Here is a 14,465-nt window from a genome sequence, read left to right as displayed (position 1 = left end):
CGAATATATAACCCGATCAAATTCTCGGCCTGCTTTTGGCCACCATGCTTATGGTACGGGTGAAGGGACTCGAACCCCCACGGATTGCTCCACTGGAACCTAAATCCAGCGCGTCTACCAGTTCCGCCACACCCGCACACAAGCATAGAAATCACTCCGGCCAGACCGGAATGAGTGCGCCTTAATACAAACTTCGATCCGCTCATGCAAGCATCGCCTTTTCGACAATTGCAATCTTGTCGAAAATAACCGTCAAACAGGCCCTCAAACGAGGGTAATCAAGCGATTTTGGATATGGATTTCTTCAACGCAGAAGCCGTTTGACCGCACTGGACAACGCAATCTTGCCCTGCCCGACATAACTTTCGTGATTTTTTTCGATGGTCGAAAGGTCATAGAGATAGTTCACCATCATCCCGAATGACTGGTTCCAGCCGTTTTCCTTGCCATTGCCGTTCCAGTTCAGCCGTTCGACCCGCGCTCCGTTGCTAAGATGGAAATGCGCGACCGGGTCAAAGGCTGTATCCATCCCGGGACGCTTTGCGTTCAGCAAGTACCACGCCGTCAGGAACTCGATATTGGCCCGTGTGCGCTCTGAAACGCCATCAGGGCTGGTTGCCGAGGGTTTGGGCCCCATCAGATCGTCACAATCGTTGAGTGCGGCTTCAATTACCTTGGGCAATCCGGTTTCTTGGCCCTTGGCCATTGTATCAAGCTGGCGATCCATCCAGCTGCGCAGCGCTGGAATGGGAGACAGGGTGGAGAATTGTTTGAGTTGCGGCAAATCACGTTGCAATTCTGCGACCACCCGCTTGATCAGGAAATCACCAAAACTGATGCCGGCAAGTCCGGCCTGTGCATTCGAAATCGAATAGAAAATTGCGGTGTCGGCCTTGGGCGCCTTTTCATCAACGCCCAGATCATCTTCGCTGCTTTCGATCAGAGCATCCACATTGCCAGCAATGCCGTTCACAAGCGCGACTTCGACAAAAATAAGCGGCTCGTCGGGCATGCCGGGATGAAAGAAGGCAAAACACCGCCGATCGGATGCCAGACGCCGTTTCAGATCTTCCCAGCTTTGAATGGCGTGAACCGCTTCATAGGCGATCAGCTTTTCCAAAAGGGCTGCTGGTGAATTCCATGTGATGCGGCTCAGTTCCAGAAAGCCGATATCAAACCAGCTTGCCAGAAGTGTTTTCAGATCACGTTCAAGAATGGCAAGACCCGGCGCTTCCTTGCGCCAGCGCAGAAGATCAGCCCGCAGATCAACCAGAAACTTCACGCCCTGCGGCAAGGAATTGAATTCCTTGAGGATTGAGCGAAATGGCGGCACCAGTGCCGCGCGCAGTTCGGTTTCAAGCAGCGCTTGTTCTGCCAGATCATCAGCCGCGGTCCAGTCGGACATCACAGCTGCGACGCGATCCCGGTCGACGCCAAATTCATTCACCAGAAGATGCAGGAATTCACGTTTTCCCTTGTCATCAAGGCGCAGGAAATCATGACCAAGGGCGGCCGCGCGTGCCCGTGCGGATACCGCCCCACCGCGCCTAGCCAGGCAATCAGCAATCTGTTCGCGCCAGAGATCATGGCGGGTCTGGCTGTTATCAAAACCAAGGCCGCGCACCACGGGGCTCTCACGCAGATCACGCCACGCGCCGCGCAGATTATCCAGCGTTCTGTCAAGAAATGTCTGAGACATGATTGTCCCCCACTCCGATATCAGAAGAAAATCAAACCGTTTCCTCAGCGCGTGGTGCCCAAGACATCACGCCATACCGTTTTTATATCGGGTCATTTTGAATCAAGTTCTAGCGTCGCGGGTGACTTCTTGTCCAACCGACCCTAGCCCTTCTTGCGTGACGCCAGCCAAAGTTCGCGCAAAACATCCGGAAGATGTTCGGGGATATCCTCTGCAATCAGGCCGGGACCGATATCCGCACCGCTTCTGGCATGCAGCCAAACACCCATACAAGCGGCATCGAAGCTATCCATGCCCTGCGCCATCAACCCGCCGATAATTCCAGACAAGACATCGCCCGATCCGGCTGTTGCCAGCCACGGCACATCCGCCGCACTGATTGCGGCACGGCCGTCAGGTGCTGCAATCACCGTATCGGCCCCCTTGATCAGAACCGTCGCACCGCAGCGCTTGGCAGCTGCACGCGCCCGACAAAGCTTATCCCCGGTGATATCAGGAAACAGTCGGGCAAATTCGCCTTCATGCGGTGTCAGGACAGTCGGTCCTTGCACGGCGAAGCACAGCGTGGATGGATCTTCGGAAAAACTTGTCAGCGCATCGGCATCGAGCACTGTCGCACGACACAAATGCAAAAGCTTGAGCACCAGCGCACGGGTATCATCGCCCACACCAAAACCCGGCCCGATGACAAAGGCGTTATGGCGACAATCATTGACCAAATTATCCACCGCAGACATCGGTGCTGTCATATTGCCCGGCGCATCGGACGCGTAAACCGGAAGTACCCCTGCCTCTGCCACGACGGTCAAAAGACCAACGCCAGACCGGCGCGCCGCACGGGAAACAAGCCGGGTGGCGCCGGTCATGGTACTGCCGCCAAAGGCCAGAAGATGACCGCGATGGTATTTGTGCCCCTCAAGCCCCGGCCAATGGATTCCGGCACGCCACAAAACCGGGTCATTGCGCCAACAGGCGGGCGCGATATCAAGGACCGTCTGATCGGTAATCCCGATATCACGGATAGCAAGTTCGCCACACATCAGACGACCAGGCAAAAGGTAATGCCCCGGCTTTGCCCGGCAAAAGGTCACGGTCAGGTCGGCCTTGACACCAACACCCAGAACAGCACCGGTATTGCCATCAACTCCCGATGGCACATCAACCGACACAACGCTGCATTGGCTTGAATTGATGGTTGTGACAAGTTCCGCCAGATCGCCCGTGATGGCGCGCGCAAGGCCAGCACCAAAGATACAGTCGACGACAAGATCGGCACCGACAACAAGTGCGGGCGACAAGCGTTCTGTTGCGCCCTCCCACCTTGCGGCATGCAGGGCCGCGTCGCCCTTGAGATCCGAAATGTCCCCCATAAGCCCCAAACGCACGGACCAGCCCTCGTCACGCAGCAGCCTGGCAATCACAAAGCCGTCCCCGCCGTTATTGCCCGGTCCACACAAAACCGAAACGGATCGGAGCGACCAGTGACGAATGATTTCCTCAAACACGGTACGCCCGGCATTTTGCATCAGGACATCACCGGGAACACCGCCTTCTATCGTGCGGCGGTCTGCCTCATACATCTGATCGGTTGTCAGGATTTCAAACATTTCACCCCGTCATGCCTGTCGTGATCCCGTCCTGGGCGCTTTGCGTCCAGGACCATTTAAAACAGGTCCAGTCGACTGTAGCCATTTAAAATTCACCCCACTATATTGCAGCCAAATTCGCAAGTCTGATAGTTGGCAGAAAGGCTGACAAACGGACACGCAGCACAGGAATTCTCTTAGCAAGGCTTTGCCCGTATGCATGTTGTCGTTATGGGCGCTGGTGTCATCGGGACAACGGCGGCCTGGTATCTTTTGCAAAATGGCCATCAGGTCACAGTGGTTGATCGTCAGCATGCCAGTGCGCAGGAAACGAGTTTTGCCAATGGCGGTCAGATTTCAGCCTGTCACGCGACGCCGTGGGCGAATGCCTCTACCCCCAAGCAGATAGCACGCTGGCTTGGCCGCGAAGAAGCACCGCTTCTGGTCAGAATGCGTTTTGATCTGCAATTGTTTTCCTGGGGATTGCGGTTCTTGCGCAATTGCACCGATGCACGTGCGCGGATCAATCTGGAAAAGGCGCTTCGTGTCGCGATCTATAGCCGCGATTGCCTGCGCGCCCTGCGCGATGATCTTGATATCGACTATAAGCACAGCACGCGTGGCATTCTGCATATCTGCCGCAATGAACAGGATATGCATGCCGTCGAAAAGGCCACGGTTCAGATGCAGGCATACGGGCTGAACCGCAAGCTGGTCTCGCCCGAGGAATGCCTTGCCATTGAACCGGCATTGCGCGATGCCAAGGCCCCGATCATCGGCGGCAGCTTTACCCCCGATGATGAAAGCGGCGATGCGCAGATGTTTACAGAGGCACTTACAAGGCACTGTATCGCCAAGGGCGCGTCATTTCAGTTCAAGACCAAGATCACCGGCCTGATCCATGATCAGGACCGTATCACCGCCGTTCAAACAGACAAGGGCGAAATCCCGGCCGATGCCTTTCTGGTATGCCTTGGCAGTTACAGCCCACTGTTGCTCAACCCGCTTGGTATCAAATTGCCGATCTACCCGTGCAAAGGCTATTCGATCAGTATTGATACAACAGGCTATTCAGGTGCCCCCGAAACAGCGCTGATCGATGACAGCGTAAAAATGGTGTATTCACGACTAGGAGAACACCTCAGAGTTGCAGGAACGGCGGAACTGGATGGCTATAACCTGCGTATGTCGGAACGGCGCAAACAACTGATTGTCGATAAAGCGCTGGAATTATTCCCGAATTCGGGCGATCGCTCCAACATCAGTTTCTGGGCGGGTTTAAGGCCTGTTACGCCCGATTCTGCCCCTATTATTGGGGGCACAAAGTATGATAATCTATACCTTAATACGGGGCACGGGACGTTGGGTTGGACAATGAGTTGCGGGTCGGCAAAAACAGTCGCCGATCTTATCAGCAACAAAAATCCTGACATCTCTCTGACGGGGCTTGGTATCGCACGCTTCTAGCGGCGGCCAGAATATCATGGGATCACGGGCTGACATGACCAGCAATACTCCAATCGGCACAACCGATGTGCCTTTGGCAGATCAGGTTGTCCTGAACGCCCTGCCCTATGCTGCCGTCATTTGTGATCGCAACGGCATTGTCATGCAATGCAACGAGGCCATCGCGCGTATGATCGGTGTTTCGCGTGACCGCATGATCGGACGCAAGGCCGGTTTTATTTCCAAAGGTCTGATGAACGACATCGAAGATGTGTTTTCTTCGGGCCGGACATGGCGCGGCGATATCATTTTGGTCGGGGCATCAAAGGAAAGCCACGTCTGTGACCTGTCCATCGCCCCGCTTGAATATTTCCAAAACAATGAAACGCGCACTGCCGTTTTGATGACGCTTCTTGAAAATGACCGTCAGAAACAGGCCGAACGCACATTGATGGAACAAAACCGCAATCAGGCCGATGCCAACGCGTCAAAATCGGACTTTATCGCCAATATGGGCCATGAATTGCGCACACCGCTTAATGCGATCATCGGCAACTCGGAACTCATCGCCCATGGCGTGCTTGGCGACCTGTCCGATGGCTACCGCGATTGCGGGCGCGACGTCTATGAGGCTGGCAAACACCTGCTTGAACTGGTCAATAACGTGCTCGACGTTTCCAAATTGTCGGCCGGTTCGATGACATTGCAGCTTGAAGAATCCGATCTTTGCTCGGTCATGCGCGATGCCGCACGCCTTGTGGGTGATGACCTTTCGCGGCGTGGACATGAATTGCAGTTTGATCTGCCCGATGAACCGGTGTCGATGCTTTGTGACAAGCTCAAGCTCAAACAGATCCTGATCAATATCCTGAGCAACGCGGCAAAATTCACGCCCGAGCATGGCAAAATTCGCCTTGGCCTGACCACAACCGATGAAGACGTAACCTTTGCCGTCGAAGACAACGGTGTAGGCATGAGCCCGAATGACATCCCACGTGCACTTGCGCGTTTTTCCCAGCTCCATCCATCCGGGGTGAAGGAAAGTGTGGGTACCGGCCTTGGCCTGCCACTTGCCAAGCTCCTGGTCGAACTTCACGGAGGACGGTTGAGCATCGAAAGCGACCTTGGCAAAGGCACAACGGTTCGAATTACCCTGCCGCGTCAATAGCACGAGAATTGTGTCAGCAAAAAAGACCCGCCGCCTTTTATGGCCGGGTCTTTTTTGCTTTTTGGGGCATCACTGTGCCGCAGACTGATTAATCTGGTCGTGACGTTCTACGACTTCTTTGGGCCAGCGACTTTTTATGTAAGACAGGCTGGCAATGATTTCCGCATCACTTAGCACATCCTCATAAGCTGGCATGGCTGACTTGTAACCATCCCCTGCCATCGCGGCAGGGCCGTATTTCGTCAGGGCAAAAAGCAACGCATCGGGATGATGCCAGGTATGACCGGTTTCGTCATGTGGTGGTGCTGGCAACAAGCCATCTGCGCCGCGTTCACGCCAGTTTTCTTCACCTTCAAGCTTCACCCCGTGGCAAGACGCACAGTTGGCGTCATAAACCTTCTTGCCCAAGGCAACCACCTTGAGGTCATCAGGGCGCAGTTCAACATTCGTGTCGGTGTTGGCCCCTAAGCCAAAGAAGGTCACAACGCCATAAATAACCGCCGCACCTATCACCGCGCCAAGGGCTATAACGCCTTTGTTTTTCATTTTTTGCTCTCTCTTGTTCGCGCAGCTTAGCGCGCCAGATCGTTGATAATCGGGCAGTTCGGACGGTCATCGCCATGACAGGACTGAACAAGATCGGACAGCGTGTCTCGCAGGCTCTGGAGCTCGGCAATTTTGCGTTCGATCTCGATCAAATGGGTCTTGGCGATCTTCTTTACGTCGGCGGATGCGCGGTTGCGATCCTCGTACAACGACAGCAACACGCGGCAATCCTCGACGGAGAAACCAAGCCCACGGGCACGCTGCAAAAAGCGCAACTTGTGCAAATCATGCTCGTCATAGTCGCGGTACCCGTTGGCAAGCCTGCCCGGCGAAACCAACCCGATATCCTCGTAATAGCGGATGGTTTTGGCCGGAAGGCCGCTGTCAGCGGCGGCATCGGAAATATTCATGACTTACTCCCACCCTTTACATTCCAGCGGCGCAGGGTAAGCGAGTTGCCCACCACCGAGACGGAGCTTAATGCCATCGCAGCACCGGCAATTGCCGGGCTAAGCACACCAAGGGCCGCCAGCGGCACCCCGACCACGTTATAGGCAAAGGCCCAAAACAGGTTCTGTGCGATCTTGCGCCGCGTTGCGATGGAAATATCAATCGCAGCCGATACCAATGCCGGGTCAGAACGCATCAGGGTAATGCCTGCCGTTTCCATGGCCACATCAGTACCACCACCCATGGCAATACCGACATCGGCAGCCGCCAGTGCAGGCGCATCATTGATCCCGTCACCAACCATGGCAACATGACGACCTTCCTTGCGGAGCTTTTCAACTTCACGCGCCTTGTCCTGCGGGCGAATACGACCTTCGCCGCGTTCCAGGCCAAGTTCGCGCGCCACGTGGCTTGCGACATCCTGACTGTCACCCGACAACATGATCGATGAAATACCGCGTGCCTTCAGATCAGCAATCGCCTGTTTGGCACCTTCGCGGATGCGATCCTCAAGGGTCAGGTAACCGGCAAAAGTGCCGTCGATCGCAACCAGAATAACGGTTCTGCCTTCGCCTTCGTGTTTCTTGATGTCCTTTTCCATATCCTGCGACGGACCTGCGATATCAAGATCAGACAGCAAGGCTTCGCTGCCAATGGCGATCTTGTGTTTTTCGACATCGGCCATGACCCCGGCACCGGTTTTGCCCTTGAAGTTATGGATATCAGGCACTGATACGCCTTCGTCCTTTGCAAGCGAGACAACCGCACGCGCCAGAGGATGTTCACTGGCCGCCTGGACGGCTGCGACAAGTCGAAGCAACTCATTGCGATCCACGCCGGATGCCGCTTCAACATCACGCACCGTCGGCGTGCCTTCGGTCAGGGTACCCGTTTTGTCAAAGATGACGGTATCAACGTTGTGGGCCTGCTCCAGCGCCTCGAAATTGCGGATCAGGATACCATTGCGCGCTGCACTGCCCGTCCCGGCCACCAACGCAGTCGGCGTCGCCAGACCAAGCGCACAAGGACATGCAATCACCAGCACTGATACGGCGGCAACGATGGATGCCTCTGCGCCAAAACCGGTAAATAACCACGCGGCCAAAGTCAGCAATGCAATGACAACCACAATCGGCACGAACACGGCCGATACCCGGTCGACTAGCTTCTGAACCGGGGCCTTGCCGGTCTGGGCCTTTTCAACCAGGCGAATGATGCGCGACAGCGTCGTATCATCGCCAACCGCACTGACTTCGATATCAAGACGTCCGGTACCATTCACCGCGCCACCAACAACAGTATCACCACTGACACGCGCCACGGGCCGGGTTTCGCCTGTGATCAGGCTTTCATCAAGTTCACTTTCACCGGCATGAACCTTGCCATCGACCGGCACGCGTTCACCAGGCAACACGCGGACGATATCACCAACCGACAGGCTTTCGACGGCAACATCCTGTTCACCTTCGCCGTCGACCACCTTGCGTGCCCGGCGCGGGCGGAGCGCCATCAATTCACGGATGGCAGCCGATGCACCGCGTTTGGCACGCTCTTCCATGATTTTGCCGGCAAGGATCAGGGTGATGATCGCGGCCGAAGCCTCAAAATACAGATGGGTCTGCCCGGCATTGGCGGTCAGCATGTTATAAAGACTGAGGAAATAGGCCGCCGATGTCCCAAGCGCGACCAGCACATCCATATTGGCACTGCGATGACGAAGAGCGGCAAACGCGCCCTTATAGAAACGTGCACCAACATAGAACTGAACCGGGGTTGCAAGCGCAAGTTCAACCCATGCCGGCAGGTGGTAGGACACACCAAGGTTCATCCAGACCATTTGCAAAACCAGTGGTGCGGTCAGCAACGCAGATACCGCGAGAAGGATCAGGGATTTGTCCTGCTTCTTCTCGTTGCGTGCGGCTTCGTCTGCATCACGATCTTCGGATCCGGATTTATTGCGTGACGTTGCGTGATACCCGGCATCCTCGATCGCCTTGATCGCGATGGCATCGTTGACCTTGCCCGACAGAGCCGAGATATCAGCACGTTCCAGCGCGAAATTGACACTGGCGTCGGTGACACCCGGCACCGCGGACAGTGCCTTTTCGACCCGCAAAGCACAGTTCGCGCATGTCATGCCATCGACATCAAAGGAAAGCTGATGGGTCGCGACGCTATAGCCTGAATCCGCGACCGCCTCGGCGATTTTGGATGTATCAAGCTTGCTGTCGTCAAAATGCACATTTGCACTGTTGAGCGCAAAGTTTACGGTGACATCAGAAACACCATCAAGACCAGCGATGGCCTTTTCAACGCGGCCTGCACAGTTTGCACAGGTCATGCCTTCGATCTCAAGGTTCACTTCGCTGGTATTGGCAGTCGGCTGCACGGATGCCCCACCGCCTGCTGCGGTATCATACTCGTCTGTTCGGCGATCCATATCACGCACCTCAAAAAGGGATTACTACAAGATATGGGGCACGATAGACTTTCCAGCAACTGGAAGGTCAAGACAAAATAAGCGGCATATAAAAATGCAGGGCTAACACTCTGATAATAAAAAGAAAGCCCCGGACATTGCCGGGGCCTTCTGAAAATTATTTGCTGGCCGATGATCAGCCTTCCGGGCTGGGTTCCCCGGCTGCACGGAACTGGATGTAGTTCGGCAGGCCCATCATGTCGATCAGGCGAATCTGCTGTTCCAGCCAATAAGCATGATCTTCTTCGCTGTCATCAAGCAGCTCAACCAGCATCTGACGTGTCTGGAAATCATCCTCTGCCTCGGCGATCTTGATCGCCTTTTTCAGAAGGTTGATCACATGATATTCGTGTTCGAGATCGTTTTTCATCATCTCGGGCACGGTTTTGCCGATCTTGATCGGTTCGCGTGATGCGGTGTCCGGCACGCCTTCAAGGAACAGGATACGCTCGATCAGACGCTTGGCGTGTTCGAGTTCCTCATCCTTTTCGTGATGCATGCGTTCATACAGCGAATGCAGGCCCCAATCGGCGTACATTTCGGCATGTGTGTTATACTGGTCGGCCGCCGACAGTTCGGCAGTGAGCTGTTTGTTCAGCGCGGCGAGGACCTTTTTACTACCCTTCATGGCGTAATACTCCTGATCTGATTAGTCGCCGTCGCCTGAACGGCTCTGGATAAAGTTTGCAATCCCGACATTTTCGAGCTGCCATTCTTCGGTCTCAAGCCAATCTACGTGCTCTTCCTGTTCTTCCAGGAATTTCACAAGCAGATCGCGCGTCACAAAGTCCTCGGCCTTTTCGCAGGCGGTGATGGCTTCGCGCAGAAGCGGTAGAGACGCCAACTCAAACTTCATGTCACAGCTGATGATCTCTTCGACATTTTCGCCGATCATCAGCTTGTTAAGGTTCTGGAGGTTGGGAAGACCTTCAAGAAACAGAATGCGCTCGATTGTGTCGTCGGCGCGTTTCATTTCCTTGATCGAGAGCTTGTACTCATACTCGCCCATTTCTTCCACGCCCCAGTCCCGCAGCATTCTGGCATGCAGGAAATACTGGTTAATCGCAGTCAACTGATTGGTCAGAATGCGATTAAGATACGTGATGATCTTGGGATCACCCTTCATTTTGGCTCTCCTGATGGTTGGGCTAAGCAGATAGTGGGAACCCGCTGGCCCCGGTTCAAGGAAAAAACACGCCTTTGATTACCATTATCAATAATTTAGCCGATTTTTCCGAATTTTCCCAGCTGGTCTGAATGACTAAAAATCATTCGCACGGATTTTCCTGAGAATGAAAATCGCTTCGATAGAGTTGCGCTTTTTTGCGATCCTATGCCTGTCTGTTTCCGTACGACTCGTATCCGCCGTCCAAACAATTGAAGCAAACCATGAAGCCCCGTTTTCAAAGCATTCGTTTCATTCTTGGTGATCAGCTCACCCCCGGATTATCGAGCCTGAGTGATGCCAAACCGGACCGAGACTTGATCGTCATGGCCGAGCCGCGTGACGAGGCAACCTATGTTCCTCATCATCGCCAGAAAATCGTTATGATCCTGTCGGCGATGCGCCATTTCGCGGCCGAGCTGCGCGATCAGGGCTTCTATGTTGATTACTTCGATTATCAGGACCGGCCAACAACTTCTTTCACCGAGGCGCTGAAGGCGGCGATGTCCGAACACGACATCAATGAAGTCATTATCACCGAGCCCGGTGAATGGCGGGTCAAACAAGAAATTGATAAATGGTCCGAAGACCTTGATATATCGGTTGAAATGCGTGCCGATGACCGCTTCTTTGCCCCACTTTCGGCATTCGACGGATTTGCCAAGGACCGCAAGGAACTTCGGATGGAGTATTTCTATCGCGGTTTGCGGCGCGATACCGGCATTCTGATGGAACCTGATGGCAAACCGGTTGGCGGACAGTGGAACTTTGATCACGACAACCGTAAAAGCCTGCCCGATGATGTGACGCCCCCAACGCCAAAGACCTTTGCGCCCGACAAGATCACGCAGGAATTGCTTGATCACGTTTGCGATGATTTTCCCGATGCGCTTGGGGATGTTGGGTCATTCGGCTGGCCGGTAACGCGCAAGGATGCGCTTGCGGCACTGGATCATTTCATCAAGCATCGCTTGGCGTATTTTGGCGATTACCAGGATGCGATGACGGTCAAAAGTGCGACCCTGTATCATTCCCTGATCAGCCCGTGCCTTAACATCGGGCTGTTGTTGCCTGATGAAGTCAGCCGGGCGGCCGAGAAGGCCTATCATGAGGGCAAGGCACCGCTGAATGCGGTTGAGGGGTTTATCCGCCAGATCCTTGGCTGGCGGGAATATGTCCGGGGGCTTTACTGGTATCTTGGCCCGGATTACGGCAGCGGCAATCATTTTGATGCCAAACGCCCCCTGCCCGGATTTTTCTGGGATGGCGATGTGTCGATGAATTGCCTGAAGCAGGCGATTGGTGAAACGCTTGAAAATGCCTATGCCCATCACATTCAGCGTTTGATGGTGATTGGCAATTTTTCCCTGCTCGCCGGACTTGACCCCAAAGAGGTCTGCGACTGGTATCTGGCGGTCTATATCGACGCGTTTGAATGGGTTGAACTTCCAAACACCTTTGGCATGGCGCTTTATGCCGATGGCGGCAAGATGGCGTCAAAACCCTATGCCGCAAGTGGCAAATACATCGACCGCATGTCGGATTACTGCAAGGACTGCCAGTACAACCCGCGCAACAATACCGGCAAGGATGCCTGCCCGTTTAATGCGCTGTACTGGCATTTCATGGATCGCAATGTCGACAAGCTTGGCAATAATCCGCGCCTTGGCATGCCATACCGCAACTGGGCGCGCATGAAGGACGACAAAAAGCGCGATCTGATCGCACAGGCCGATGCGTTTTTACGCAAACTTGATGATCGCAAGCTTGATACCGGATCAGAACAAGGCAGCCTTTTCTGAAGCTTAGAAATCAAACGTGATTTGTTGATCGGATTTATCGCGCCCGGCCGGTGGTCGTTTCTGTTTAAAGGTTCGGCTGCCATGCTGTTTGACGATTTGCTGTGCCTGATCGCGGAAATCATCATTTTTGCGAATGGCCCAGATGTTGGTGCGCGCATGTCGGGCGGCAGCCATATGATCGACAATCGGCGCCGGGTAATGCTTTCCGATCTCAACGCCCAGATCAATCTGTTCAATCGGGGCGAGACGCCAGGGTTCGTGAATGAAGGCGTCCGGAACGTCGCGCAGCTCCGGAACCCAACGCCGAATAAACGCGCCATCGGGGTCCTGATCATTGGATTGTTTGACCGGGTTATAGATGCGTGGCGTGTTGATCCCGGTGGTACCCGATTGCATTTGAATTTGCGTGTAATGAATGCCCGGTTCGTAATCGACAAATTGCCGTGCAAGATGCAACGCGGGTTCGCGCCAGTGTTGCCAAAGCTGATAGCTGACAAAGGCTGTCAGCATCGCGCGCATTCTGAAATTGATCCAGCCGGTGTGATCAAGAGCGCGCATGCAGGCATCAATAAACGGAAATCCGGTTTTGCCCGCTTTCCACGCCAGAAGTCGTGGATCATCGGAGTTATCTGGACGCAACCCGTCATAGGCCGGGTGCAGATTTTCAATCTCGATCCCCGGTGTGGTTTCAAGCTTTTGGACGAAATGACAATGCCAGTGCAGCCGGCTTTCATATGCCTTTAGCGCCGAAAGGAATCCTTTAGGGCGATCTGTTGCAGGCATGGCATGGATATCGTGCCGCCTTTCACGCACGGCATGAATGATTTCGCGCAAGGATACTGTGCCATAGGCAATATGCGGACTTAGCCGTGAACAGCTTTCAAATGCGGTTCGGGGCGATGACATTTCGCGGTGATATCGCTGCCCGCGACAGCCAAGGAAACTGTCAAGCAACCGCATTCCCGCACGGCGTCCACCAACTTGCGGATCATTGCAAGATGCTGACAAATGTACCGCCGGATTTTCGGGAATTGTGCCGGGGTCAACATCAACAGCAGGTGTTTGAAACAGCACCTGCCCGGTCGGTGGGCCGGCAAAAAACGCCTGCCATGCCCTATGCCAGTGATCGCGATCAAGCCTGCCACGGATTACGGCAAACTGACGATGTTCATGGAATGCAATGCCCTGATGGTGCGCCCATTCCGCAACCGCTTGATCACGTTTGAACGTCCATAGGTTGCCGGTTTCTGCATGTGCATGAATGGCACGGATCTCGAACTTTTCCGCAAGCCCGGCCAAGACATCCACAACATCGCCAACCCGCACGGTAAGCGATTGACCAAGCGCGCGTGCATCAGACGCCAATTCATGCAGAGACTCCCGGATAAATTGCCAATGCCGTGCCAATGTGTCTGGCAAGCACCAATAGTCGGGCTCGACGACATAAAGCAACACAACAGGATATCCGTCAGCGATTGCCGCATTCAGCGCCGCATGGTCATGCAAGCGCAGATCGCGCTTTAACCAGACAACTGTGATTGGTGTGCCCATCAGCACCACCCAACGATAACGTTTGCATCAGGTGTGGTGGACAGACTTAAAATGCGGAAACAAAACAGCGGCATGCAAACGGAACTCGCAATCACAAGAACATTGCTTCCATACGCTGCGTGACTTTGTCCGGATTGGTTTGGCCTAGAAGCTACCCCAGAAACACAAAAAGCCGGACTTGTGTCCGGCTTTAGCATTGGCAATCCCGATTAACGGGTGCCTATATGGTGCGAGCGTTATGCAATCGCGTCACGAGCCGCTTTACGGGCAACGTCTTTGATCTGCCACTGGGAAATCCCGACATCATCAAGATCGCGCTTATCAAGACCATAAAGTTCGTTGGCAACCGAGCGTGCATAGGCCCAACGGCGAACAGCAACAAGAATACTGGACAGGAACATGTTGAACCTCCTTGGGTTACAAATTCGAATGCCGCCTTGGAGGTGATCCCCAACTGTCTGGCGCATTCACTGGCTTGCTTCGCGTTGCAATATGTCGAAATCGGGTTTGATCCTCAACCACCAAAAAATGCATATCATCTGTGCCAATTATTCACAGGTAGACGCCGCTCAA

Annotated in this window: 12 protein-coding genes and 1 tRNA gene; 3 read left to right on the top strand and 10 right to left on the bottom strand. The window is 54.3% G+C overall.

All coding sequences use genetic code 11. From position 1 onward, the window contains the following. Positions 1-51 precede the first annotated feature (51 nt). From AUQ43_RS03550 to AUQ43_RS03540, 3 genes are all read right to left on the bottom strand, one after another. Positions 52-136 (bottom strand) — tRNA-Leu (locus tag AUQ43_RS03550). A 168-nt stretch (positions 137-304) separates the two neighbouring features. Further along, positions 305-1,699, bottom strand: a complete 1,395-nt coding sequence (locus tag AUQ43_RS03545; protein ID WP_062954537.1) for a malonyl-CoA decarboxylase — start codon at positions 1,697-1,699, stop codon at positions 305-307. 143 nt (positions 1,700-1,842) lie between these two features. Continuing rightward, positions 1,843-3,306 (bottom strand): bifunctional ADP-dependent NAD(P)H-hydrate dehydratase/NAD(P)H-hydrate epimerase, encoded by a 1,464-nt coding sequence (locus tag AUQ43_RS03540; protein WP_062954535.1) that lies wholly within the window; start codon positions 3,304-3,306, stop codon positions 1,843-1,845. Positions 3,307-3,501: 195 nt separating this feature from the next. Here AUQ43_RS03540 and AUQ43_RS03535 point away from each other — a divergent pair, with 195 nt between their 5' ends. Continuing rightward, positions 3,502-4,752 (top strand): D-amino acid dehydrogenase, encoded by a 1,251-nt coding sequence (locus AUQ43_RS03535; protein WP_062954533.1) that lies wholly within the window; start codon positions 3,502-3,504, stop codon positions 4,750-4,752. Between the two features lie 34 nt (positions 4,753-4,786). After that, complete coding sequence (locus AUQ43_RS03530) at positions 4,787-5,899, top strand: PAS domain-containing sensor histidine kinase (RefSeq protein WP_062955237.1); 1,113 nt, start codon at positions 4,787-4,789, stop codon at positions 5,897-5,899. A 69-nt stretch (positions 5,900-5,968) separates the two neighbouring features. Here AUQ43_RS03530 and AUQ43_RS03525 read toward each other — a convergent pair whose 3' ends face one another. The 5 genes from AUQ43_RS03525 to bfr (AUQ43_RS03505) form a co-directional block, all read right to left on the bottom strand. Continuing rightward, complete coding sequence (locus AUQ43_RS03525) at positions 5,969-6,445, bottom strand: cytochrome c (protein WP_062954531.1); 477 nt, start codon at positions 6,443-6,445, stop codon at positions 5,969-5,971. A 26-nt stretch (positions 6,446-6,471) separates the two neighbouring features. Continuing rightward, complete coding sequence (cueR, locus tag AUQ43_RS03520) at positions 6,472-6,855, bottom strand: Cu(I)-responsive transcriptional regulator (protein WP_062954529.1); 384 nt, start codon at positions 6,853-6,855, stop codon at positions 6,472-6,474. Continuing rightward, the gene (locus AUQ43_RS03515) at positions 6,852-9,335 is read right to left on the bottom strand and encodes a heavy metal translocating P-type ATPase (RefSeq protein ID WP_084271979.1); all 2,484 of its coding nucleotides are present in this window, start codon (positions 9,333-9,335) and stop codon (positions 6,852-6,854) included. Before AUQ43_RS03515 ends, cueR begins: the two co-directional genes overlap by 4 nt. Positions 9,336-9,510: 175 nt before the next feature. Beyond that, entirely contained in the window at positions 9,511-10,002 is a 492-nt protein-coding gene (gene bfr / locus AUQ43_RS03510) for a bacterioferritin (RefSeq protein ID WP_062954526.1), read from the bottom strand. Between the two features lie 21 nt (positions 10,003-10,023). Then, positions 10,024-10,500: a bacterioferritin gene (gene bfr, locus AUQ43_RS03505; protein ID WP_062954524.1), complete on the bottom strand. Its 477-nt coding sequence runs from the start codon at positions 10,498-10,500 to the stop codon at positions 10,024-10,026. A 263-nt stretch (positions 10,501-10,763) separates the two neighbouring features. Between bfr (AUQ43_RS03505) and AUQ43_RS03500 the strand changes: the two genes are divergently transcribed. Then, positions 10,764-12,341, top strand: coding sequence for a cryptochrome/photolyase family protein (locus AUQ43_RS03500; protein WP_062954522.1), 1,578 nt, complete (start codon positions 10,764-10,766; stop codon positions 12,339-12,341). 3 nt (positions 12,342-12,344) lie between these two features. On the opposite strand, the gene AUQ43_RS03495 is transcribed toward AUQ43_RS03500, so the two are convergent. Then, the gene (locus AUQ43_RS03495; protein ID WP_062954520.1) at positions 12,345-13,892 is read right to left on the bottom strand and encodes a deoxyribodipyrimidine photo-lyase; all 1,548 of its coding nucleotides are present in this window, start codon (positions 13,890-13,892) and stop codon (positions 12,345-12,347) included. A gap of 236 nt (positions 13,893-14,128) precedes the next feature. Then, positions 14,129-14,293, bottom strand: coding sequence for a DUF1127 domain-containing protein (locus AUQ43_RS20050; RefSeq protein ID WP_008891829.1), 165 nt, complete (start codon positions 14,291-14,293; stop codon positions 14,129-14,131). Positions 14,294-14,465: the final 172 nt, after the last annotated feature.

Source organism: Thalassospira sp. MCCC 1A01148 (assembly GCF_001613795.1).
GTDB lineage: Bacteria > Pseudomonadota > Alphaproteobacteria > Rhodospirillales > Thalassospiraceae > Thalassospira.
This window is presented reverse-complemented; position numbering and strand designations above follow the sequence as displayed.